Annotated in this window: 19 protein-coding genes; 15 read left to right on the plus strand and 4 right to left on the minus strand. The window is 58.3% G+C overall.

Annotation, left to right across the window (positions count from 1 at the left end):
- Positions 1-11: 11 nt before the first annotated feature.
- Complete coding sequence (gene mexE / locus PMI27_RS22605; RefSeq protein WP_008156373.1) at positions 12-1,265, minus strand: multidrug efflux RND transporter periplasmic adaptor subunit MexE; 1,254 nt, start codon at positions 1,263-1,265, stop codon at positions 12-14.
- 310 nt (positions 1,266-1,575) lie between these two features.
- Positions 1,576-2,493 carry a LysR family transcriptional regulator gene (locus PMI27_RS22600; protein ID WP_008156370.1) on the minus strand — a complete coding sequence of 306 codons (918 nt, stop codon included), beginning with the start codon at positions 2,491-2,493 and terminating at the stop codon, positions 1,576-1,578.
- Between the two features lie 269 nt (positions 2,494-2,762).
- Between PMI27_RS22600 and PMI27_RS22595 the strand changes: the two genes are divergently transcribed.
- The 4 genes from PMI27_RS22595 (at position 2,763) to pgm (ending at position 9,070) form a co-directional block, all read left to right on the plus strand.
- Positions 2,763-3,785, plus strand: a complete 1,023-nt coding sequence (locus PMI27_RS22595) for a zinc-dependent alcohol dehydrogenase family protein (protein WP_008156368.1) — start codon at positions 2,763-2,765, stop codon at positions 3,783-3,785.
- A gap of 571 nt (positions 3,786-4,356) precedes the next feature.
- On the plus strand, positions 4,357-5,844 hold the full coding sequence (locus PMI27_RS22590) for a hypothetical protein (protein WP_008156365.1): 1,488 nt from the start codon (positions 4,357-4,359) through the stop codon (positions 5,842-5,844).
- 67 nt (positions 5,845-5,911) lie between these two features.
- A complete protein-coding gene (locus PMI27_RS22585) occupies positions 5,912-7,312 on the plus strand; it encodes an aminotransferase-like domain-containing protein (RefSeq protein ID WP_008156364.1) in 1,401 nt (466 codons plus the stop codon).
- 111 nt (positions 7,313-7,423) lie between these two features.
- Positions 7,424-9,070 (plus strand): phosphoglucomutase (alpha-D-glucose-1,6-bisphosphate-dependent), encoded by a 1,647-nt coding sequence (pgm, locus tag PMI27_RS22580; protein ID WP_008156361.1) that lies wholly within the window; start codon positions 7,424-7,426, stop codon positions 9,068-9,070.
- Between the two features lie 62 nt (positions 9,071-9,132).
- On the opposite strand, the gene PMI27_RS22575 is transcribed toward pgm, so the two are convergent.
- Positions 9,133-9,828 carry a pirin family protein gene (locus PMI27_RS22575; protein ID WP_008156359.1) on the minus strand — a complete coding sequence of 232 codons (696 nt, stop codon included), beginning with the start codon at positions 9,826-9,828 and terminating at the stop codon, positions 9,133-9,135.
- Between the two features lie 280 nt (positions 9,829-10,108).
- On the opposite strand from PMI27_RS22575, the gene PMI27_RS22570 reads away from it, so the two are divergent.
- Positions 10,109-12,583, plus strand: a complete 2,475-nt coding sequence (locus tag PMI27_RS22570; protein ID WP_008156358.1) for a UvrD-helicase domain-containing protein — start codon at positions 10,109-10,111, stop codon at positions 12,581-12,583.
- Between the two features lie 153 nt (positions 12,584-12,736).
- On the opposite strand, the gene PMI27_RS22565 is transcribed toward PMI27_RS22570, so the two are convergent.
- Complete coding sequence (locus PMI27_RS22565) at positions 12,737-13,009, minus strand: DUF1652 domain-containing protein (RefSeq protein ID WP_008156356.1); 273 nt, start codon at positions 13,007-13,009, stop codon at positions 12,737-12,739.
- Positions 13,010-13,272: 263 nt separating this feature from the next.
- On the opposite strand from PMI27_RS22565, the gene PMI27_RS22560 reads away from it, so the two are divergent.
- The 10 genes from PMI27_RS22560 (at position 13,273) to PMI27_RS22515 (ending at position 24,719) form a co-directional block, all read left to right on the plus strand.
- The gene (locus PMI27_RS22560) at positions 13,273-14,088 is read left to right on the plus strand and encodes a helix-turn-helix transcriptional regulator (RefSeq protein ID WP_008156355.1); all 816 of its coding nucleotides are present in this window, start codon (positions 13,273-13,275) and stop codon (positions 14,086-14,088) included.
- A 50-nt stretch (positions 14,089-14,138) separates the two neighbouring features.
- Positions 14,139-15,542: an NAD(P)/FAD-dependent oxidoreductase gene (locus PMI27_RS22555; RefSeq protein ID WP_008156353.1), complete on the plus strand. Its 1,404-nt coding sequence runs from the start codon at positions 14,139-14,141 to the stop codon at positions 15,540-15,542.
- 43 nt (positions 15,543-15,585) lie between these two features.
- A complete protein-coding gene (locus tag PMI27_RS22550; RefSeq protein ID WP_008156351.1) occupies positions 15,586-15,927 on the plus strand; it encodes a cupin domain-containing protein in 342 nt (113 codons plus the stop codon).
- Positions 15,928-15,974: 47 nt separating this feature from the next.
- Positions 15,975-17,060: a polyamine ABC transporter substrate-binding protein gene (locus PMI27_RS22545; RefSeq protein WP_008156350.1), complete on the plus strand. Its 1,086-nt coding sequence runs from the start codon at positions 15,975-15,977 to the stop codon at positions 17,058-17,060.
- Positions 17,061-17,152: 92 nt separating this feature from the next.
- Positions 17,153-17,611 carry an REP-associated tyrosine transposase gene (locus PMI27_RS22540; RefSeq protein WP_008156348.1) on the plus strand — a complete coding sequence of 153 codons (459 nt, stop codon included), beginning with the start codon at positions 17,153-17,155 and terminating at the stop codon, positions 17,609-17,611.
- Positions 17,612-18,088: 477 nt separating this feature from the next.
- On the plus strand, positions 18,089-19,546 hold the full coding sequence (locus PMI27_RS22535) for a serralysin family metalloprotease (RefSeq protein WP_008156345.1): 1,458 nt from the start codon (positions 18,089-18,091) through the stop codon (positions 19,544-19,546).
- A gap of 67 nt (positions 19,547-19,613) precedes the next feature.
- Entirely contained in the window at positions 19,614-20,039 is a 426-nt protein-coding gene (locus PMI27_RS22530; RefSeq protein ID WP_081757395.1) for an AprI/Inh family metalloprotease inhibitor, read from the plus strand.
- Positions 20,040-20,245: 206 nt separating this feature from the next.
- Positions 20,246-22,021, plus strand: a complete 1,776-nt coding sequence (locus PMI27_RS22525) for a type I secretion system permease/ATPase (protein ID WP_008156341.1) — start codon at positions 20,246-20,248, stop codon at positions 22,019-22,021.
- Entirely contained in the window at positions 22,018-23,352 is a 1,335-nt protein-coding gene (locus tag PMI27_RS22520; protein WP_008156339.1) for an HlyD family type I secretion periplasmic adaptor subunit, read from the plus strand. The genes PMI27_RS22525 and PMI27_RS22520 overlap by 4 nt, the downstream gene beginning before the upstream one ends.
- Before the next feature lie 2 nt (positions 23,353-23,354).
- Entirely contained in the window at positions 23,355-24,719 is a 1,365-nt protein-coding gene (locus PMI27_RS22515) for a TolC family outer membrane protein (RefSeq protein WP_008156337.1), read from the plus strand.
- Positions 24,720-24,813 lie beyond the last annotated feature (94 nt).

A 24,813-nucleotide genomic window follows, 5' to 3' on the forward strand; every position in this document is an offset into this window, starting at 1 on the left:
GTAGAGATCCCTTAACCGCGTGGAGTCGCAGCAGCCAGTTTCACAACCGAACCCGGCGCGACCTTGGCAGGGGCGACTTGGGGCAGGTTGCTGGCTTCCAGCGCTTGTCGTTGTTGTGCAAGTGCCGCGAGAGTTTGTTCGCTGGCCATCGGGATCACTTCAGGGGTGACCGGCGAACCAGGGCGAACCCGTTGCAGACCCTTGACGATGACGGTGTCGTCCTTGTTCAGGCCGCTGCGCACGATGCGCAAACCTTCGATCTTCGGACCCAGCTCGACCGAGCGGTAAACAGTCTTGTTGTCGGCATCCATCACCAGCACAAACTTTTTACCCAGATCGGTACCGACCGCTTCGTCGTTGATCAGCACGGCGGAATAGGTGCCGCTGCCGACCAGTTTCAGACGGGCATACAGGCCTGGGGTGTAGGCGCCGTCGCTGTTGTCGAACACGGCACGACCGCGGATGGTGCCGGTTTTCGGGTTGACCTGGTTGTCGACGAAGTTCATCACGCCCTGGTGTGGGTTGCCGTCTTCGTTGGAGAGACCCAGGTACACTGGCGTGGTAGCGCCGCGTTTGCCCTGGCGAGCGAGCTGGGTGTATTTGAGGAACACACGCTCGTCGGCGTCGAAGTAGGCGTAGACCTTGTCGGTGGACACCACACTGGTCAGCGCGGTGGTATCGGCGGTCACCAGGTTGCCGGCGGTAATTTCCGCACGGCTGACGCGACCACTGATCGGCGCGGTGACACGGGTGAAGCTCAGGTTCAGTTTGGCCAGGTCCAGTTGCGCCTGGAGGGCACCGACGGCGGCGCGGGCTTCTTGAGCAGCGCTGGTGCGCGAATCGGCCAGCTCGGCGGAGATCGCGTTGCTGGTGCGCAGACGTTCGCCACGCTGGGATTCGTTTTCGCTGCGGGTGGCGTTGGCGCGGGACTGGGCAACCAAGGCTTCGAGGCGGCGGACCTCGGCCTGGAATGGACGCGGGTCGATCTGGAACAACAGGTCGCCTTTCTTGACCAAAGCGCCTTCAGTGAAGGCCACTTCATCGATCTGGCCAGAGACCCGTGGACGTATTTCTACGGTTTCCGGCGCTTCGAGGCGGCCGGTGAATTCGTCCCACTCGTTAACCGGTTGTTCCAGCACCTTGGCCACGCTGACCTTGGCTGCGGGCATAGTGGCGGCCGTGTCCGGAGTCTTGCCGCAGGCGCTCATCACCAGTACGGCCAACAGGGCCAACGGGAAGCGTAAATGTTTGAGTGATTGTTCCATGGATGCATCCGCCAATGTATTGAGAATGGACGGATGATGCTCGGCGAGGATGTATCGCACGAATCGAATGAGCTAAAGGTAACTATCATTCGGAATGATATAAGCGACAGCCAAGCTCTCTAGCGTGCACCTTTCGTTAGGCGGCTATCAATTGGATTGATGACAATTCAGTGTTGCGGGGAATGCAAAGATAAGGCGTTGGGTCGAGTCGCTGCCATCGCGAGCAAGCTCGGCTCCTACAGAATGTGTGACCCCTGTAGGAGCCGAGCTTGCTCGCGATGGGGCCATCAGCCCTAATACATAATCAGGATCAGGCCAAACTATCCGGATCACCGAAGAACATCTGAATCCGCGAGCGTAACCAACGCTCGCCCGGATCATTATCCTGCGACCCACGCCAGGCCATGTGCAATTCAAAACTGCGCACCGGCAACGGCGGGTCTTCAGCCCGCACACCGCCGGCCGCCGTCAACGCTTCAGCCGTGTAATCCGGCACGGTCGCGACAATATCGGTCCCGCTGATGAGTGTGCTGAGTCCGTTGAACTGCGGCACCGCGAGCACCACATGGCGTTTGCGTCCGAGCTTTTCCAGTTCTTCATCTATAAAGCCGCTCAGGTCACCGGCGAACGACACCAGTGCATGAGGCCGCGCGCAAAAATCATCCAGGCTCAACGGCCCCGGCACCGTGTCGGCCCGCAACAGCTTCGGCATGCTGCGGCGCAGTACTTTGCGCTTGGCGTTGGCCGGCAGGTCGGCGGTGTAGCTGACGCCGATGGAAATCTCGCCCGAGGCCAGCAGGCTCGGCATCAGGATGTAGTTGGCCCGACGCACCACCAGCACGATCCCCGGTGATTCGGCGCGCAGGCGTTTGAGCAGCATCGGCAGCAACGCGAACTCGACATCGTCCGACAGACCGATGCGAAACACTGCGGTGCTGGTCGCCGGATCGAATTCCGCCGCACGACTGACCGCTGTGGAAATCGAATCCAGTGCAGGCGAGAGCAGGGCGAAGATTTCCACCGCCCGGGCTGACGGCTCCATGCTGCGGCCGGTACGCACGAACAACGGATCATCGAACAGCCCGCGCAGGCGCGAGAGCGCCGCACTGATGGCCGGCTGGCCGAGGAACAGTTTCTCCGCAGCGCGGGTCACACTGCGTTCGTGCATCAATGTTTCGAAAACGATCAACAGGTTCAGGTCGACACGACGCAGGTCATTACGATTCATCTGGAGTCCTGGCAGAGTCATCAAGCTTGACGAGAGCGGCCATATGAGAACAATGGCCGGCATGAATATTACGGGGAAAGGCTGCTACTCTGCACCGAGTAATTCAGTTTTCCTGAAAAGGGCTGCTTCGGTTTTCACGGCATTTGACGATGTCGCCGGCGCTGCGGAATCAATGACAGGCATGTCGACTATTAATAGCCACTGATAGTCTTGGGTAGAAAGCCCAGATAGAGTTCAGGGCATTAGAGGTTTCTTTGACGAGGTTTGCGATGTCCCGCACGATCCGTTTTCACAAGTTTGGTCCAGCCGAGGTGCTCAAATGCGAAGAGCATGCGGCCGCTCTCCCTGCACCGGGCGAAGTGCAGGTGCGCGTCGAGGCGATTGGCATCAGCTGGTACGACATTCTCTGGCGCCAGAACCTGGCCTCTTCCCACGCTCGTCTGCCTTCAGGCCTTGGCCATGAAATGTCCGGCGTCGTGACGGCGGTCGGCGAGGGCGTCGATGATCTGGCAATCGGCGACAAGGTCGCCAGCTTCCCGGCTGAAAGCCCGAACGATTATCCGGTCTACGGCGAACAGATCGTCCTGCCGCGCTCGGCACTGACCCGCTACCCGGACGTGCTCAGCCCGATCGAAGCCAGCGTGCATTACACGCCGCTGCTGATCGCTTACTTCGCTTATGTCGATCTGGCACGGGTCAAACCCGGGCAATTCGCACTGGTGACCGACGCCAGCCACTGTGCCGGTCCGTCCTTTGTACAACTGGGCAAGGCTCTGGGTATCCGGGTCATTGCCGCGACCAAGACCGCAGAAGAGCGTGAAAACCTGCTGTCCCTGGGTGCCGAGAAAGTCATCGTCACCGAAGAACAGGATCTGCTGATGCAGATCAACAAGATCACCGACAACCGTGGCGTGGACGTTGTGTTCGACGGTCTCGGCGGTCCACAGATGTCGTTGCTTGGCGATGTGCTTGCACCTCGTGGCAGCCTGGTGCTGTACGGCCTGCAAGGTGGCAACCAGACGCCGTTCCCGGCCTGCGCAGCGTTCCAGAAGAACATCCAGTTCTTTGTGCACTGCATCGGCAACTTCACCGGCAAGCCTGAGCTGGGCATCATCCAGGACCAGGTCGCACTGCAACGCGCCTTGCGCGACATCAACCAGATGACCGCCGACCGCGTGCTGCTGCCGCTCAAGACTCGGGTCTTCCCGTTTGCCGAGTTTGTAGAAGCACACCGCTACATGGACGAATGCCCATGCCGCGAACGGGTCGCGCTCCAGGTCGAACCTGCATAAGCCCTTCATGTAAGCCCCTCTGCAAGAGTCCGTGTCCCCACGGACTCTTCTGTTTTCAGCACCTGCCAAAATGAGACGTCCCATTGCCCCGTCAATGGGTCAGTTCAGCAACTGAACTGGTTTTTGCTCTCAATCTGTATCTTCTAATCATCATATAAGCCTTGATAATTGAATGATTACTTTCATCTCAAGGAATGAGTCATGGCTGGGTATCGGCTTGATACTTTTCAATACACACTGTTAATACATATCCGACCAATAGTTCGTCGTTGCGCCGTTGCCAAAAAAACATGGGTGACTTCTTTCTCTATTTCTTGTGCTAATTGTCTGTGGGACGCTGTCGGACATTTCCTAGGATGTCGCTCGCAGCCGCAAGAGGCTGGCTCTACGGGGGTTAGCGGCCACCTGTCTCCGGCGGGAGCAGGGGAGACTTCTAGTTATTTCAAATAATTACTAAAAGCTTAAGTGCTAGCATTTGGCAATAGCGTCCAGTACTTCAATCGTGGCAAGCAATCATTGCGCTATGCGTGTCGTTGTTGGCGCGATATCGAACTTACACAGGTAAATAAAGATGACCAATATCCATGACCAAGCGATGAACTATGTCTATCAGCAAGTGCTGCAGCGATTGCTGAGTTTCTTCTCGCGCGCCGAACGCACGGCATTGCAGCTGATGATTCAGCGACTGGTGGTCGCCGCCGGGGGCATGGAGCGTATTGGCGATTACAAGGTCCTGGCGATTCAGTCCGGGTCCCGCGACAGTTGTTACACCCTGGCGCTGCTGCGCGCCGCGCAGCTGAGTATCGCCGGCCGGGCGCCAGCGACATTCCAGTTGCGAGTGGCCTCCTTGCGCTTGAACGACGCAAGCCCGACGGCCCTGGAAAACATCCATCGCAGCTACAGCGCCTTGTTCCTCTACGACGATCCTCGGGTCGAAGTGTTGATGGTTGATAACCGGGAAGTCCTGCCGTTCAACCACCTGGCGCCGATTTCCGAAGGCGGCCGTGAATCCAATCGGCTCAATCTTTTGATGGTGGGCCATTGTCGCGCCTGGAGCGGGCCGCTTGATCTGTGGGACGACGGGTATCTGGCCACCGGCGAGTTCTATGGGCAAATAGCTCGTTGGGACAGTGGTGTCGATGCATTGATCAGCAGCGACTCACCTCGTCAGCAGAAGCAGTTTCTCGACGGGTTGAAACGTGCTGCCGCCAAGGCCGGGCTCAAGACCTCGAATCACCACGAAACCGGCTACGAGGTGCTTTTCGCGCTGCTCGATGAACTGGGCAGCGACTGCTACCGCGCTTTTTATGCTGAGCATGACCAGGTTGCGTGGCGCCCGGCCGAACGATTTGAGGCCTGTCGTCGCGCCACGTACATCGACATTCACGACTTGTTGGTCAGCAACCTGGAAGAGCGTTGGCCGCTGCTCACAGAGTTTCTCGGTTTTCAACCTGACGAACTGGCGGCTCAGCTCAGCGACAACGAGTACGTCAGCCTTTCTATCTCTGCACACATGCGGGGTTTGCAGTCGTGCTTCGTGCAGGACCGCGGCTACGAGACGGGCATCGCTGAATACCTGCAACGGGCATTGGTGATGATGCGGCGCAAACAACTGCCGGAACGGTTGTGCGAGCAAGCGGTAGAGGCGTTCGGCAATCCGGCGACGTTGGCCGAGCAGCGTGTGCTGGCAGCGGCCGAGGCGCAAAAAAACCTTGGCCTGAGCGAGGCTCAACTGGTGTGCCTGCTCTTTTCACCTTTCGTCGAGAATGGCGCGGCGCTTGAGCTTTTTCTGCGCCAGTGCCACCCCGGCATGCTCGTGGCAATGCCTGATTTGCACCGGGCAATGCGGGGCAATCCGGTGCCGGAGCAGGTTCTGCAATGGATAACCGACGTCAGCGGGTTGCCTGTCAGCTTGATCGGCAAGCTTTACCGCATGGGCCCGGTGTCTGCGGATGAGGGTAGGGCGGCCGCGCTGGAAATCGACGGCGCGGGTGTGCAAGCAGCAACCGACTATGACGACGACACGGCGGTGGCGGATGAATGGTCAGCGGGGCGCTGAAAGTGCGTGGCTTGACAGATTTCTTGACGATGCATGATGAAATTCACACGGCATTCGGCCCTCGCCCATGAAAGGGCCACGAGAAACTGACTTCGCGTATCAGGCGGTGTACCGATATCTGACTAACCTGATCAACGAACCGGTCAGTGACACGCGAGTCCGTCTGCCTTCGTTGCGACAGTTGGCGGAGCGTCTGAGCGTGTCGATCTCGACCATTCAGTACGCTTATTCGCTGCTGGAGAAGGAAGGGCGCGTTTATTCGGTGGCCAAGTCCGGGTATTACGCGTTACCGGTGTCCTCCATCAGCACGCTCAGCAGTGGCAACGACCTGCTTGAAACCGTTTATGTCAACGCCAGACGGCCCGGAATGCTGGTCTTGAGCGCCGATGAACCGGCGTTGTTGCAACCCCTCGACAGTCCGTTGTTACTGCTGGAACGAGAACTGCTGCGTCAGTATCCGCGTCAGCCGCAACCGACATCGCAACCTTGCGGCGAGCTGGAATTGCGCATTGCCCTGGCAGCGCGCTACACCACCTCGCCGCTGCGTTGCTGGCATGCCGACGATGTCTATATTGGCGCCGACCTGCGCGGCGTGCTGGAAATACTGATCGCTGTGTTGAGTCTCAAGGACGCCACGGTGTTGGTCGAGTCGCCGTGCGACTGGGCGATTCTGCGGTTGCTGCAGGCTGCGCAGGTGCGAGTGATCGAGCTGGCGGTGCAATCCAGCGGTGGCCTGGACGTCGAATGGCTCAAGGAGCTGCTGGAGACCGAGCCGGTGCGGCTGGTGATGGTTTCATCCGGGCTGAACATGCCGCGAGGCAGCCTGGCACCCGACGACAACCGACAAATCGTCGCGCAGTTGCTGGAGCGACATGGCAGTTGGGTGTTGGAAAACGACTGCTACGGCGAACTCGGATTCGAACCGGACGGCCAGCGGTTTCGCGACTTGCTGGACCCTGATCGGCTGATCGTGTTTTCCACCTTCGAGAAAATCATCGGGCCGGAGGCGCCATACGGCTATCTGCTGGCGCGGCATTTCAGTGCTGAACTGCAACGGTACTTTCTGCTACGTTCGTTCCGCTTGTCACCGATTCGCCAGAAAGCCATCGCTCGCTTGTACGGCAATGGGCGTGTCGATCAGCACCTTCAGGTATTACGGAGGATGCTCAAGGACCGCAAGGTGCAGATGACGCAGCTGTTGCAGGAGCGTCTGGGAGATGCCTTGCACTTTGTCGAACCCCAGGGCGGTGCAACCATCTGGGTTCGCTCGCTGCGCCAGGTCGATGTGCGCCGGGTGTTCCAGCGCCTGCTCAAGCACCAGGTGGTGATCGCACCGGGAGAGCTGTTCAGTCTCCAGGGCTTGCATGCGCAACACTTGCGCCTGAGTCACACCTTCGGCGGTGATCACGACCTTGCCGCGGCAATGGGCTTGTTAGGGGACGCCTTGCGTCTGGAGTCGATCGATTGAACGGGGTTCCACACCCTGCGTGACTCTCATGGATCGATCCCATCGCGCTACGGTCAAACTGCCAGTAAACTGCGTTCCTATTCCTGAACCACTCTACTTCAGAGGTTTTGCATGACACTCAGTCCTTTTGCGGGCAAACCGGCACCGGTAGAACTGTTGGTCGACATCCCGCGACTGGTAACGGCCTATTACACCGGTCAACCCGATGCCGCCATTTCGACCCAGCGCGTAGCGTTTGGCACGTCCGGGCACCGAGGCAGCTCGTTCGACCTGAGTTTCAACGAATGGCACGTTCTGGCGATCAGCCAGGCAATCTGCCTGTACCGCGAAGCCCAAGGCATTGACGGCCCGCTGTTCGTTGGCATCGACACCCACGCGTTGTCCACTCCTGCCGGCGCCAGTGCCCTTGAAGTGCTGGCCGCCAACGGCGTGACGGTAATGATCGCCGAAGGTGACGAATACACCCCGACACCGGCTATTTCCCACGCCATTCTCTGCTATAACCGCGGACGCACGTCGGGCCTGGCGGACGGCATCGTCATCACGCCGTCCCACAATCCGCCGCAAAGCGGTGGCTACAAATACAACCCTACCAATGGTGGCCCGGCCGATACCCACATCACCAAGTGGATCGAAGCCAAGGCCAACGAACTGCTGAGCAACAAGCTCGCCGGCGTCAAGCGCATCAGCTACGAGCAGGCGCTGAAGGCCAGTACGACCCATCGTCACGACTACCTCAACACCTACGTTGCCGACCTGATCAACGTGATCGACTTCGACGCCATCCGTGATGCCAAGCTGCGTCTGGGTGTCGATCCGCTGGGCGGAGCAGGGGTGCGCTACTGGTCGGCGATTGCCGAGCATTACCGTCTGGATCTGGAAGTGGTCAACAAACAGGTCGATCCGACCTTCCGCTTCATGACGGTCGACTGGGATGGTCAGATCCGCATGGACCCATCGTCCACTCACGCCATGCAGGGCCTTATCGGTCTGAAAGAGCGTTTCGACGTGGCTTTCGCGTGCGACCCGGACCACGATCGCCATGGCATCGTGACCCCGTCCGGTGGTTTGCTCGCACCGAACAACTACCTCGCCGTAACGATCGATTACCTGTTCCAGAACCGTCCGCAATGGCGCGCCGATGCGGCCGTGGGTAAAACCGTGGTCAGCAGTGGCTTGATCGATCGGGTGGCAAAACGTCTGGGTCGTCGCCTGTACGAAGTGCCGGTCGGCTTCAAGTGGTTTGCTGACGGCCTGTTCGACGGCTCTCTGGGCTTTGGCGGCGAAGAAAGTGCCGGCGCTTCGTTCCTGCGCAAGGATGGCAGCGTCTGGTGCACCGACAAGGACGGCTTGATCCCGGCACTGCTGGCCGCAGAAATGACCGCCCGCACCGGCCGCGACCCAAGTCAGGCCTATCGCGCCTTGACCGACGAACTGGGCGAACCGTTCTCGGTGCGCGTCGATGCCAAGGCCAACCCTGAACAGAAGGCACTGCTGAGCAAATTGTCGCCGGACCAGGTCACCTCGACCCAGCTGGCGGGCGAAGCAATCCAGAGCATCCTCAGTCACGCACCGGGTAACGACCAGGCGATCGGTGGTCTGAAAGTCATGACCGAGAACGGCTGGTTCGCGGCGCGTCCGTCGGGCACCGAAGACATCTACAAGATCTACGCTGAAAGCTTCGTCAGTGACGAACACCTCAAGCAATTGGTGGCAGAAGCGCAAACACTGGTGGACGGCGCGATCTCTGCGAAGTAATCCAGAATGTAAAAAGGGGCGGCCATGACGGTCGCCCCTTTTTTTGTCCCGCGTTTACCCGATCAAGCCAGGTCCACCAGGACGATTTCACTGTCTTCGATGGCGGTCACCCGCAACACTTGCTCATCGGCAACCGCAATACCGTCTCGAGCTTGTGCACGCAAGCCATTGACTTCAATGATGCCGGTGGCCGGTACCAGATAGGCGCGACGGCCATTGTCCAGGCGATACTCAGCGGATTCACCGGCCTTCAGGTTCGCGGCCACCAATCGCGCATCGGCTCGAATCCGCAGGCTTTGATCGTCGCCGGCCTTGCCGCTCGCCAGGGTTACGAAACCTTCGCGCTGGCCTTTTGGAAAAGGCTTGGCGCCCCAGGACGGTGCCAAACCGGATTCGTTCGGGATGATCCAGATCTGGAAGATCCTGGTCTCGGTGGCTTCCAGGTTGTATTCACTGTGGGCAATTCCGGTGCCGGCGCTCATGACTTGAACGTCGCCTGCTTCGGTACGACCCTTGTTGCCCAGGTTGTCTTCGTGAGTGATTGCGCCTTCACGGACATAAGTGATGATTTCCATGTCCCGGTGCGGGTGTTTCGGGAACCCGGTGCCAGAGGCAATCACGTCGTCGTTCCACACCCGCAGGTTGCCCCAGTTCATGCGTTTTGGGTCATGGTACTCGGCGAACGAAAAGTGGTGATGAGCATCCAACCAGCCATGGTTGGCGCCGCCCAGGGATTTGAAGGGTCTGAGTTCAAGCATGATCGTCTCCTGAAAAGGTTCGTCATGGGGCAGAGCGCCTGAGCCACGAAACGCGAACCGGTGGTTGATGGGGAGCATCATCTATCAGGTATAGATCGATAAAAAGCGTAAAAAATGCCTCAATACAATCGAATAATTTGATATCAAATTACCTCGAAAGATTCTCACCCAACCTTCACTTCATCGCATAAGCCAATGACCTGTAAGCATTTCACTAGAACTGAACGGCAAATGCAGACACCATAGCCCTCAACAGCCTCACACCCTGGAGTCAGCCCGCGTGCCGCAACACACCCCCGATCTTCCTCCTGAACTTCGTCCCCTGGCCGAGATGCCGCTGCTCAAGCGTCTGGCCGCCCGGTTCTTTGGTCACGGCCTGACGCGTCTGCGCGCACAACACCGGGCATCCTGGCTGCACGGCCAGGCCGACGGCTTTCGCAGCGGGCACAGTGCCGGGGTGGATTACGGCTATAAGGAAGGCAAACTTGAAGGGTTGGAGGAAGGCCGACAGGTATTGTTGATCCGCGACTCGCGCTCGACTGAACACCGGCCGCCCAATGTTGACGACAATCTGTTCGACGATTGGCGTCTGCCGTTGAGCGCTGAGTTGAAGAAGCGCATGAAGACGGATGTCGCTCGACTGCTGCCATCGCACGCCCAGCCCAGCGCCGCGCAGTGGAAAATGATCTTCAGCGACACGCCCTCGACCTCGGTGATTGCCGGTGCGGGTGCGGGCAAGTCGACGACGTTGGTGTTGCGTATTTTGCTGCTGACCCATTATCTGGGGTTCGAGCTGAGTTCAATGACGGTGGTGACCTTTACCCGTGAATCGCGCAAAGACTTCATCAGCAAACTGATCGAGCTGTTTGCGCTCTGGGGCCGGTCGCTCAGTTTCAAAGAGGCGCGCGATCTGGTGCGCACCTTCCATTCGCGAATCCTGCCGATGGTTCGCAGTCTGCCGGGTTTCGAGCGCCTGCAAGCCTTCGAAAACCTCAGTCACCGTGCGCAAAGCGGCGATGAGGAGGTCGACAGCAATCCTTTCGACCTGCGCATCAACGACGCCCAGCGCCAACAACTCAACGCTTGTTATCACAGCCTGCACACGCGCAATGAGCGCTTTCGCGAATTGATCACGCCATTGTCCCGTCATGCGCTGCAACTCAAGGAGCTGGAGCGCGATCACCCGGACGTGCAGAAACGCATGGCCGTGACCGAACTGGCCGCCAAGCGTGATGAAGAACTCTGCGACACTATCGAAGATTTGTGGTTTCGCGCGGGTGCCTGGCCGATCAAAGGCATTGAGCCGAAGCGCCAGACGTTCGATATCAACGGCTCGACATTTCATTGTCATGGCTATATTCCGAGCCTGGACGCTTGGGTGGTGCTGGGATTCGATCCCCGGGAAAACCCGCAGGTCAGCCGCCCCAATGCCAAATTGAGCGTTCGTGCGGAATGGGCGGTCAAGCGCACCCTGTTTCAAGCTTTCTGTCGTAAGCCATTGATATGGCTAGATAGTTACGAGTCATCAAAGCGTGTATTGGCGTCTCTTGGAGGCGATGCCAGTGCCGGGCCGGGCTTCGATTACAAGGTCAAGGGCGAGCTGAGCTCTGCGCCGTTACTGGACAGTTTTGTCGCTGCCGCCGGATTTATCGAGAATCTTGGCCTGGATGTACCCAATGCCGTGGGCCAGATGAGTTTTGCCAAGGAGGACCCCGACCGGTTTTTCTTTGAGGCCTTGAGCCTGTACTGGCGAGCGCTGGAAGATCATCTGCTCGATCAGAAGCCACCGGTGATGACCTACAACCGGATGTTCGCCTTGTTCAGCGAACATTCGCCGGAAAACCTGAAACTGCTGAGCGATGAGCTGCTCAGGCCGATGTCGCACCTGATGATCGACGAGTTTCAGGACGTATCGCCGCAGATCGTTTCCTGGATTCGTGCGAGCCTGGCGGAAATCCGCAGTCGGGGGCCGGCCATGCACGTGGGGCGCGGCGCGCAACGTTCGTCGTTGCTTTGTGTCGGCGATGACTGGCAATCCATCTACGGCTGGCGGGGCAGTTCGCCGACGTACTTCATGGAATTCAACAAGGAATTCCCTTCGCCGAGCACGACCAAGGTCATGCTGAGCGACAACTACCGCAGTCACCAGCACATCATCGATGCCGCCGAACATATCGTTCGTGCGGCGCCGGCGATCGCGGGCAAGAAGGCCAAGGCCAGTGGCGAGCCGAAGGCATTGCTGCCGGTTAACGTTCTCGATCGTGACGATCAAGGCATGGCCAAACGCCTGATGGAGCATTACAGAAAGGGCGATTCAATCTTGATGCTTTATCGAAAAAGCAGCGATAAGTCATTGATAGAAGAGCATATTCAGTCTGTAGTTAATGTGGATTCTAGCTTGCCGTACGAAGCGCGAAGGCTCAAGCAGCTGACTTATCACAGCGCCAAGGGACTTCAGGCCGACGCCGTGTTCCTGCTGGGTGATTGTCAGCACCTGACCAGTTCTCCGTACAAGAATCAGGTCTACCGCATGGCAGGTCTTGGCAAGACAGGCGACAGCGAAGCGTACGACAGCGCACAGAAAGACGAGATCCTGCGACTGGCTTACGTCGGCATCACTCGGGCGGTGAGTCATTGCTATTGGTATGTCGATGGGCAAGACACCCAGGCAGCCAACGTGCCTAAAGCTTCCGATCGAATCGGCAAGGGCAAGGCGTTCTTTGCCGATCACCGGCTGGGCAAGACATCGGCGTAAACCATCAAAGATCGTCCGAACGCGGCCCGAACCTTCGGCAGCTCCTACATGTGAATGCATACACCTGTAGGAGCTGCCGGAGGCTGCGATCTTTTGATCCATGCCCCACAAAAAAGCCCACTTAACGTGGGCTTGTTGTTTGAAGTTCAGCCTTCAGGCATAGCTCCTGAGGGCGGCTGGCGGAATGAAAGCCTCAAGCTCGTCTTCCACCGCTTCGATTATTCGTTCTACATCCGCGGCATTCATTACCGTCGCGCAAGGAATACCGGCGATGGCGATCATGGTCTCGCCACTGGCACGGTCAAATAGACGGGCAATCATGCTGCCCGGCGCATCCATGCTCGCCTCGAAACCCATGGGATGAAAATGCCAGCGCATCAGCTGGCAGGCGTTTGGAAAAGTGACTTTACTGAACCCTTTATTCATATACAGCCCGCCTTATTCATCGAGCGCTTCCTTTAGCTCATGTTAGGAGGGAAGAGCCTTCAATGGCTCAACCGGTGACTGCCTTTAAAAGTAGCATCCGGATGTGAAAATAATGTGGATTTTTCAGGTCGTTTAGCGATTGGTTCAGTTTTTTTGATGCAGATCACGGGAATCGCCGGTGTCCGGCAGTTGGCTGTCACGGGTTGGTCATTGAAGCTGAGACGGAATTTCGGCAAGCTCGGCATTTTCTCGCCGAGTCCTTTATGCACGCCGATGATGATGGTCCGCTGCAAACCCAGGCCACGGGCGACACGGTGATGCGTTATCACTTGCGCTGGAAGCACCGGGACCTGGACGGGGTGATGGCGCTCTATCACTCAGAGATCCAGTACAGCGATTTTTTCCAGAACCGTGTGATGGGGCTGTCCGAATTACGTGAATACGTGCGCAGCAGCATGCCCCGAGATCCCGATGAGGCCCTGGAGCATTCGGACCGTATTCGTCTGGACGGCAACACGGCGTTCATTCAGTACCGTATAACCCTTCGTGGCGGTGAAGACCTGGTGTCGTTCCGGGCCAGCGAGGCGATTACCGTCCGTGACGGACTGATCTGGCGGGTCAACGAATACGCCTCGCTGGTGCATGAACAGCCCTCCAGCAAGGTCGCCAGCAGCCAACGCCCGGCGGTCAGTCGGCTCGGGCTGTCTGCGCGCCAACTGAGTTTCATGGCTGAAGACTTGCAGCAGTATTTTCAGCGCCAACAACCTTATCTCGATCCCGAACTCGACCTGCAACGGGTGGCGAAGGAGTGCGGGTACAGCCGCAATCAGATTTCCTACCTGCTGAATCAGGTGCTTGGCCAGAGCTTCTACCGATACGTCAACCAGGCGCGCCTGCAGCATTTGCTCGCGGCACTGGATAACGCCACGCCGCCACTGCGTATCGACGAACTGGCGTTTGCCGCCGGGTTCAATTCGCTGTCGGCGTTTTACAGCTGCTTCCGTCAGCACACCGGCCAGTCGCCCAAGGCCTACGTAAAACAAATTTCTTTGCGTGCACGCGCGCAAGACAGCCTCTAAGTCCACGCACTAGGATCGACGCCATCGAAGTTTGAGCGGCGGAGTCTTGCATGTCGGCGTGGCGCACTATCAGTTTGTGGATGGATCAACTCGACGAGCCACTATTGGCGCGTCCGCCGCTGGAACAGGATCTGGACGTAGACGTCGCCATCATTGGCGCGGGATACACCGGCCTCTGGACCGCGTACTACCTCAAGCGCCAGGCGCCCGACCTGAGCATTGCCATCGTTGAAGCGCAAACCGCCGGTTTTGGCGCCTCGGGGCGTAACGGCGGCTGGCTGATGGGCAATGTGCTGGGCGAAGACCGCTTGCTCGCCGACTTGCCGCCCGAACAACGTCGGGCTTCTTTCGATTTGCTGCACGGCATTCCGGATGAAGTCGGAATGGTCCTCGAACGTGAAGGCATCGACTGCGATTACCGCAAGGGCGGGGCGCTGTATTGCGCTGCCCGCTATCCGGAACAGGAAGCCAGCCTTCGGCACTATCTCGACACGCTCTATAGCCAGGGATTGACCGAAAGCGATTACCGCTGGCTTAGCCCCGAGCAGTTGGCGCAACAAATCAGAGTCGCCAAACCTTATGGCGGTATCTATGCACCGCACGTTGCGACCATTCACCCGGCAAAGTTGGTGCGAGGTCTGGCTCGGACGGTGGAGAAAATGGGCATCAGGATTTACGAGAACAGCCCGGTCACCCAATGGCAATCGGGTGGCCTGCGCACGGCGAAAGCCTTGGTTCGCAGCCGTTGGATCGTGCCGGCGGTCGAAGGTTACTCGGTCACCTTGCCACCGTTGGGGCGTTATCAGCTGCCGGTGCAAAGCTTGATAGTGGCCACCGAGCCGTTATCCGCCGCCACGTGGGATGAAATCGGCCTGAGTCGCGGCCAGGCCTTCAGCGAAAACAGTCGCCAGGTCACTTACGGTCAGCGCACGGCTGACAACCGGTTGGTGTTCGGTGCGCGAGGCGGTTATCAGTTTGCAGCCAAGTTGCGTCATGACTTCGACTTGACCACCAGCGAAGTGGAGCTGCGGCGTTATCTGTTTGGCGAACTCTTCCCGCAACTCAGGAACGTGCGGATTACCCACGCCTGGGGCGGCAATCTGGGAATGTCCCGGCGTTTCAAGCCGCACATGCTGTGCGATCAGGCCAGTGGTATCGCCTTGTCGGGAGGCTATGGCGGGGAGGGCGTCGGTGCCAGCAACCTGGGCGGCCGGACGCTGGCCGACCTGATTCTGCAGCGCGACACCGAGCTGGTTCGCCAACCGTGGGTCATCCAGGGAGGACTCGACGCGCTCAAGGCCTGGGAGCCGGAGCCCTGCCGCTGGCTTGGTTACAACGCGATCATCCGCAGCTTCGCCCATGAAGACCAGACCCTGGCCAACCCGGCCACCGCACCCTGGCGTCGCAAACTGGCCACCGGTATTGCCGGCTTCATGGAAGGTTTCATGCAGTAAACGGTGCGTTCTTCATCTACAGGCTCAATCGACAGGTACTCCCATGAGCATCACGCAATTCAAGAACACCGCAACCCTGAAGCTGGAAGAGTCGAATCCGGTCGCCGTGCCGCTGGGCTTGCCCGTGGCAGTGGCCTCAACCACCAGCGTTGAGCGCGACGATGGCGTTGAAACCGGCGTCTGGGAATGCACGCCCGGCCGCTGGCGGCGGCAGATCGTCGCCCAGGAGTTCTGTCACTTTATCCAGGGGCGCTGCACGTTTACCCCGGATGACGGTGAAACCCTGCACGTAGAAGCCGGCGATGCACTGATGTTGCCAGCCAACAGCCTCGGAATCTGGGATATCCAGGAAACCGTGCGCAAGACCTACGTTTTGATTTTTTGATCCTCTGATTGCCTGCCAACAACAACAAACCCATCAGGAATCGACTCATGATCCGAAAGACACTGACTCTGGCTCCCCTTGCGCTTTTCGCGACCCTCGGCCACGCGGCCGAGACCGTCAAGATCTACAACTGGTCGGAGTACATCGCCCCGGACACGACCAAAAACTTCCAGAAAGAAACCGGGATCGCATTCAGCTACGACGTCTTCGACAGCAATGAAACCCTCGACGGCAAATTGATGACCGGCAACTCCGGCTACGACGTGGTGTTTCCGTCCAACCACTTCATGGCGCGGCAGATTCAAGGCGTGGCGCTGAAGAAGCTCGACAAGAGCCAACTGCCGAACTGGAAAAACCTCAATCCGGCGCTGCTCAAGGCCTTGCAAACCAATGACCCGGGCAACGAACACGGCTTCCCGTATCTCTGGGGCAGCACCGGCATCGGTTACAACATCGCCAAGGTCAAGGCCGTGTTGGGTGATAACGCGCCAGTGGACTCCTGGGACCTGATTTTCAAACCCGAAAACATGCAAAAGCTGCAGAAGTGCGGCGTGGCGATCCTCGACAACGGCCCCGAACTGTTGCCAGCGGCGCTGAACTACCTGGGCCTGCCGCATCACAGCAAGAACCCGGAAGACTACAAAAAGGCTGAAGCGCTGCTGATGAAAGTCCGCCCGTATGTCAGCTATTTCCACTCGTCCAAGTACACCAGCGACCTGGCCAACGGTGACATCTGCGTGGCCGTCGGCTTCTCCGGTGACATTCTGCAAGCCGAAAATCGCGCGAAAGAAGCCAAGAACGGCGTCGACATCGGCTACGAGATTCCCAAGGAAGGCGCCGCGATCTGGTTCGACATGGTCGCCATGCCGGTAGACGCCCCGGACGAAAAGGCCGGCTACGCCTTCATGAACTACCTGCTGCGCCCGGACGTCATGGCAAGCATCAGCAACTACGTGCACTACGCCAACGGTAACGAACAGGCCGACAGCTTGATCGACCCGGCGATCAAGAATGACACCAAGGTCTACCCGAGCCCGTACATGATGGGGAAATTGTTTGCGCTGGAGGCGATGCCCCTGAACATTGACCGGGTTCGTACGCGGGTGTGGAACAAGATTCGGACCGGGAGTTGAGGGTTCATTTCTTGTAGTCATTGGGTGCTCATCGGGTTGACTGACACGCTGTAGATTCCAGGCTTCCTTTCGATGGATCAGGAGGCAATGGAATGCCTGTTTGTATAAATGCGGGTCAGCTACGCGTTGGTCGTTTCTCTGAGTCCGGACGTATTTATCTGCTAACGGCTGTCGTTGACCAACGGCAGCCGTTTTTTGCTGATTGGCGATTGGGGAGGTTGGTCGTTCAGGAGTTGCGTCAGGTGCAGGAGGCGGGTTGGGCGGATTTTTTGACGTGGGTTGTGATGCCAGACCCTATGCATTGCCTGGTGCAACTGCACGACAAAACACTGGCCGAGCTAATGTGCCGCATAAAGTCCCGGAGTAGCCTGGCGGTCAATCAGGCGTTAGGACGGCGAGGGCGGCTGTGGCAGAAGGGCTATCACGATCGTTCGGTTCGGCGGGAGGAGGACGTGAAGGCGCTTGCTCGATATGTCGTAGCCAACCCAATACGAGCAGGACTAGTGACGCGCGTTCATGATTATCCGCTGTGGGATGCGTGTTGGTTGTGAGTATCTGACGACTGCTTCGCAGTCGAACGCAGGCTGCGCCAGCTGCTACAGGTTTCGCGTACACCGCAATCCTTGTAGCAGCTGCCGAAGGCTGCGTTCGGCTGCGAAGCAGTCGCCAAAATCTAAAACCCAACAAATCTCCAACTAATATCAATGCGCTGGCACTCATACTAATAACTTACTAAAAGTGAGACCCCATCGACAAAAAGAAACTTACCTCTATTTAATAATTAAATATCAAATCGTCAGACAATTTGCGCAAGCCGCCATCTAACAAACAATATTTCGACAGCGCAGGCATTGTTTCCGGGTACTTGCAGGAACAACTCAATTTGACGTCAAAAAAAATGTAGACGGTTGATTTCAAATTGTGTCAGTTTTCTTTCGCCTTCATTGGGCGAGTGATAGGACGATCTCGCCAGAGATTGTCGCTGTCTGACAAAAAACTGTTCCATAGCTAAACAAGGAAGTGTGTTTATGTCGAAAGTAAAAGACAACGCTATTGATACCGCCGAACAGGCGTTCCAGCCACTGCAAGCATTGGCTGCATCCAGTTCTGCGTTCAACCAGATCAATAGCTTCAGCCATCAGTATGATCGGGGCGGTAACCTCACGGTCAATGGCAAACCCTCCTTCTCCGTCGACCAGGCAGCGACCCAGTTGCTGCGCGATGGTGCTGCCTACCAGGACAAGGACGGCAGCGGCAAAATCGAACTCACCTACACGTTCCTGACCTCGGCGTCGTCGAGCACCATGAACAAACACGGGATTACCGGGTTCAGCCAGTTCAGCGCTCAGCAGAAAGGCCAGGCCGTGCTGGCCATGCAATCCTGGGCCGATGTAGCCAATGTCACGTTCACCGATAAGGCCACGGGTGGCGACGGTCACATGACCTTCGGCAACTACAGCGGCGGTCAGGATGGCGCAGCGGCCTTCGCCTATCTGCCGGGTACGGGCGCTGGTTACGACGGTACTTCCTGGTACCTGACCAACAGCAGCTACACGCCAAACAAGACGCCGGACCTGAACAATTACGGCCGGCAAACCCTGACCCACGAAATCGGTCATACCCTGGGCCTTGCCCATCCTGGCGACTACAACGCCGGCGAGGGCGCTCCGACCTACAACGACGCTTCCTACGGGCAAGACACCCGCGGTTACAGCGTCATGAGCTACTGGAGTGAAAGCAATACCAGCCAGAACTTCAGCAAGGGCGGCGTCGAAGCCTATTCGTCCGGTCCGCTGATGGACGATATCGCAGCCATCCAAAAGCTCTACGGCGCCAACACCACCACCCGTACCGGCGACACCACGTACGGCTTCAACTCCAACGCCGGGCGCGACTTCCTGAGCGCGACTTCGTCGTCGGACAAGGTTGTGTTTTCGGTTTGGGATGCGGGCGGAAAGGACACCCTGGACTTCTCCGGTTTCACCCAAAACCAGAAAATCAACCTCAATGAGGCCTCGTTCTCCGATGTTGGCGGCCTGGTGGGTAACGTGTCCATTGCCAAGGGCGTCACCGTCGAGAACGCTATCGGCGGTTCGGGCAACGACCTGCTGATCGGCAACAGCGTGTCCAACGAACTGAAGGGCGGTGCCGGCAACGACATCCTCTACGGCGCGGGCGGCGCGGACAAACTTTGGGGTGGAGCCGGTTCGGACACCTTCGTGTTCGCCGCCAGCAGCGATTCCAAACCCGGTGCTGTCGACCAGATCCTCGATTTTGTCAGCGGCCTGGACAAGATCGACCTGACCGGCATCACCAAAGGCGCGGGCTTGCATTTCGTGAATTCGTTCACCGGTGCGGCAGGCGATGCGGTGTTGACCTCTTCGGGTGGCAACAGCCTGTTGTCGGTGGACTTCTCCGGGCATGGCGTGGCTGATTTCCTGGTCAGCACCGTGGGTCAGGCGGCTTACTCCGACATCGCTGCGTAATGTGAGGTGAAAAGGAGGGCGGCGCAGATGCGCTGCTCTCTGCCCCTTGATTGGAGTAAAACGCCTTATGATTCATAACGGCTTAACTGACAGAGCAACCGCGTGGCTATTGGCGACGCTCATGATGATTTTTGGAGATGTAGCCATGGCGAGCAGCCTGAAATTAGCAGACCCCTCGGAACTGGCCGGCAAATGGCAAGCCACCTTGAACACCGCGCAAGACGCCCCTGAGTCCCAAGCGTTGCAGGACAAGCCGTCAAACGTATGCGTCATCGACTTTCAACTGAAACAGACGCTGGGTGATGGCGCCGAATGTCTCAGCGCCTGGCTGGACGAGCCGGCCGTTGGCTGGTTCCCGGAACCCGACGGCATTTCGATTACCGGCAAAGAAGGCTCAAGAGTTGTGTTCTTCAGCCGACAACATGAGGGGCTTTACAAAAGCACTTTGAAGTCAGGTCTGATCATTACGCTCCAGCGCACTGTGCTGAAGTGAAAAATACCAGACCTCTGTCAGATGCCGAATATAAAGCCTGTAATTGCAGTTATAAGCAGAACATGAGTAACCGGACTGTTGGGCGAGCCTGAATAGTTGTTATTAATGTGTAAGCGATAACTGGTAAAGAATGTCTCGACTCGTGTGCGGACAGTTAATTGGAATCTCGCCAGGAATGGCGAGAGATATCATCTCAGGAAAAACCAATGAAGACGGCGAAGGCCCAAGCCACCGCACCGTTAATCAAGGCACTGGGCGACTATAAAAGCATTCTGATCAGCGTCGGTTGTTTTACCGCATTGATCAACATACTGATGTTGGTACCCTCTATTTATATGCTCCAGGTCTACGACCGGGTGCTGTCATCGCAAAACGAAACCACCTTGGCCATGTTGTCGTTGATGGTGATCGGGTTCTTTGCCTTCATTGGCTTGCTGGAGATTGTCCGCAGCTTCATTGTCATCCGCATCGGCAGCCAATTGGAGCGACGCTTCAATTTACGGGTCTATCAGGCGGCGTTCGAGCGCAACCTGTTCAAAGGCGAGGGCAATGCTGGCCAGTCCCTCGGAGATCTGACCCATATTCGCCAATTTGTCACCGGCCCTGCGCTGTTTGCCTTCTTCGATGCGCCGTGGTTTCCGGTCTACCTGTTCGTGATCTACCTGTTTAATGTCTGGCTTGGCGTGTTTGCGACAGTAGGCACGGTGCTGTTGATCGGCCTTGCTTGCCTCAACGAGGCAATGACCAAAAAGCCCCTGGGTGAAGCCGCAGGGCTTTCCCAGAAATCCAGCCGACTGGCCACCAGTCACCTGCACAACGCCGAAACCATTCAGGCCATGGGCATGCTCGGGGCGTTGCGTACACGTTGGTTCCTGGTCCATTCACGTTTCCTCGGCTTGCAGAACCAGGCCAGCGACACCGGTGCTGTCATCAGCTCCCTGAGCAAAACCCTGCGCCTGTGCCTGCAATCGTTGGTGCTGGGGCTGGGTGCATTGCTGGTGATCAAGGGTGATATGACGGCCGGGATGATGATCGCCGGTTCCATTCTGATGGGCCGCGTCCTGAGCCCCATCGATCAGTTGATCGCCGTGTGGAAGCAGTGGAGCGGCGCCAAGCTCGCTTACCGTCGTCTTGATTCGTTGCTGCAAGCCTTTCCACCGAGTGACGAGGCCATGGCGCTGCCGGCGCCGAAGGGTCAGATCAGCTTCGAACAGGTCAGTGCCGCGCCGCCGGGGCAACGGGCCGCCACGCTGCATCTGGTCAATTTCAGCCTTGGCGCGGGAGAAGTGCTGGGGGTGCTCGGGGCATCCGGTTCCGGAAAATCGACCTTGGCCCGGGTGCTCGTTGGCGTCTGGCCGACGCTGGGCGGCACGGTGCGGCTCGACGGCGCGGACATTCATCGCTGGAACCGCGACGATCTTGGCCCCTACATCGGTTATCTGCCGCAAGACATCGAGCTGTTCAGCGGCAGCATCGCCGAAAACATCGCCCGGTTCAGTGAGGCAGACCCGCAAAAAGTCGTTGAAGCCGCGCAGCAGGCCGGCGTTCACGAACTGATTCTGCGCATGCCGAAAGGCTACGACACCGTGCTCGGCGAGGACGGCAGCGGCTTGTCCGGGGGCCAGAAGCAGCGCGTAGCACTGGCTCGCGCGTTGTACGGTAACCCGCGTCTGGTGGTGCTGGACGAACCCAATTCCAACCTCGACACCGTGGGCGAAGCCGCATTGGCCAGCGCCATTGCGCAAATGAAAGCCCAAGGCACCAGCGTGATTCTGGTGACCCATCGCTCCTCAGCACTGGCCCAGGCCGACAAGCTGCTGGTGCTCAACGAAGGGCGCCTGCAAGCCTTCGGTGCAAGCCAGGACGTGCTCAAGGCACTCGCCGCCAATCAGGAGCAGCAGCGGGAGAAAACCGCGCAAGCACCGGGCGGGCTCAGCATGAGCCGGCAGTATCAGCCCTCGACAAGGAATCCGGGCGTATGAGCAACATCAGCGAAGCCACCCTGGAACATGACTACATCGCAGAACGCCCTGAGCGCGACGCGCGTTTCTTCGTCCGCATGGGCTGGATTCTGGCGATCGTCGGCGCCGGGAGTTTCTTCACCTGGGCCAGTCTCGCGCCTCTCGACCAAGGCATTCCCGTGCAAGGTACGGTCGTGGTGTCGGGCAAGCGCAAAGCCGTGCAATCAATGAGCAGTGGCGTGGTCAGCCAGATTCTGGTGCGCGAGGGTCAAGTGGTGAGGCAGGGCCAGTCATTATTCCAGCTCGACCAGACGCAAGTCGCCGCTGACGTGCAATCGTTGCAAGCGCAATACCGCATGGCCTGGGCCAGTCTGGCGCGGTGGCAGAGTGAACGGGACAATCTCAAACAGGTGAGTTTCCCCGCTGAACTGAGCAACAATCCTGACCCGCGCCTGGCCTTGGTGCTGGAAGGCCAACGGCAGTTGTTCAGCAGTCGCCGTGAGGCGTTTTCCCGCGAACAGGCTGCCTTGCGCGCGAGCATTGAAGGCGCCAGTGCGCAACTGGCCGGCATGCGCCGCGCCCGCACTGACCTGACTGCCCAGGCCAGCTCTCTGCAACAGCAGCTGAGCAACCTGCAGCCCCTGGCGGATAACGGCTACATCCCGCGTAATCGGTTGATGGAGTACCAGCGTCAGCTGTCGCAAGTTCAGCAACAATTGGCGGAAAACACCGGAGAAAGCGGTCGTGTGGAGCAGGGCATCCTCGAATCGCGGCTGAAACTGCAACAGCACATCGAGGAATACCAGAAAGAAGTCCGCACCCAACTGGCCGATGCGCAATTGAAAAGCGTGACGCTGGAAGAGCAACTGACCTCTGCCGGGTTCGATCTGCAACACAGCGAGATCATCGCCACGGCCGATGGCATTGCGGTCAACCTCGGTGTTCACACCGTCGGCGCGGTGGTGCGTCAGGGCGAAACCCTGCTGGAGATCGTGCCTCAGGGGACGAGTCTGGAGGTGGAAGGGCACCTGCCGGTCAACCTGGTAGACAAGGTCGGCACGCACTTGCCAGTGGACATCTTGTTCACGGCGTTCAACCAGAGCCGCACACCGCGCGTGCCCGGCGAAGTCAGCCTGATCTCCGCCGACCAGATGATCGACGAGAAAACCGGTGCACCGTATTACGTACTGCGCAGCAGCGTCAGCGATCAGGCCATGGAAAAACTCAACGGTCTGGTGATCAAGCCTGGCATGCCGGCGGAAATGTTCGTGCGCACCGGTGAACGTTCACTCCTCAACTATTTGTTCAAACCGCTGCTCGACCGGGCAGGTTCCGCGTTGACTGAGGAATAAGGATGTTCCGCTGTATGAATAAGCTTTCCATGCTCGCAGCGACCCTCGCGTTGCTGACCTGCAACAGTGTGCTGGCGATGGGACCGTTCGACATCTACGAACAAGCATTGCGCAATGATCCGGTGTTTCTCGGCGCCATCAAGGAACGCGATGCCGGCCTTGAAAACCGCGCCATCGGCCGCGCCGGACTGTTGCCCAAGATCGGTTACAACTACAACAAGGGGCGCAACTCCTCCAAGGTCACCTCCCTCAACGAACGCGGGCAGAACCGCACCGATGACCGCAACTACAGCAGTTACGGCTCGACCCTGACCCTGCAACAACCGCTGCTCGACTACGAGGCTTACGCGTCGTACCGCAAAGGCGTGGCGCAATCGCTGTTTGCCGACGAAGCCTTTCGCGGCAAGAGCCAGGAATTGCTGGTTCGGGTACTGGAGAGTTACACCCAGGCGCTATTCGCTCAGGATCAGATCGACATCGCACAAGCCAAGAAAAAGGCTTTCGAGCAACAGTTCCAGCAGAACGAGCACATGTTCCGTCAGGGCGAGGGCACGCGGACCGACATCCTTGAGGCCGAGTCCCGCTATGAACTGGCCACGGCCGAGGAAATCGAAGCCCGTGATGAACAGGACGCGTCGTTACGAGAACTGGGCGCGCTGATTGGCGTGCCGGCGATCAACATCGGGGATTTGGCGCCGTTGGATCAAGGCTTCCAGACGTTCACTCTGCAACCGGCCAATTACGACACCTGGCACGAAATGGCCGTGGCCAACAATCCGAACCTGGCTTCGCAGCGCCATGCCGTGGAAGTCGCGCGTTATGAAGTCGAACGCAACCGCGCCGGACACCTGCCCAAAGTCAGCGCCTACGCCTCGGTGCGCCAGAACGAGTCGGAAAGCGGCAACACCTACAACCAGCGTTACGACACCAACACCATCGGCATCGAAGTCAACGTGCCGTTGTACGCCGGCGGCGGGGTCTCGGCCTCGACCCGCCAGGCCAGCCGCACCATGGAGCAGGCCGAGTACGAACTGGACGGCAAGACCCGGGAAACGTTGATTGAACTGCGTCGCCAGTTCAGCGCCTGCCTGTCGGGCGTGAACAAGTTGCGCGCTTATCAGAAAGCCCTGAAGTCCGCCGAAGCGTTGGTGGTTTCGACCAAGCAAAGCATTTTGGGCGGTGAGCGCGTCAACCTCGATGCATTGAATGCAGAACAACAACTATTTACCACCCGCCGCGATCTGGCAAAGGCACGCTACGACTACTTGATGGCCTGGACCAAGTTGCATTACTACGCCGGGACGTTGAATGAGCAGGATTTGGCCAAGGTTGACGAGGCGTTCGGCCAAGGCCCCAGGACCCAATAGATACCCCCAAAAAAAAACAAAAAAAGCGAGAAGTCACGAACATGGACGTACAGATCAAGCCGATGTCGGTCGGCACGCTATTGTTCTGGATTTC

The sequence above is a fragment of the Pseudomonas sp. GM41(2012) genome, assembly GCF_000282315.2.
GTDB lineage: Bacteria > Pseudomonadota > Gammaproteobacteria > Pseudomonadales > Pseudomonadaceae > Aquipseudomonas.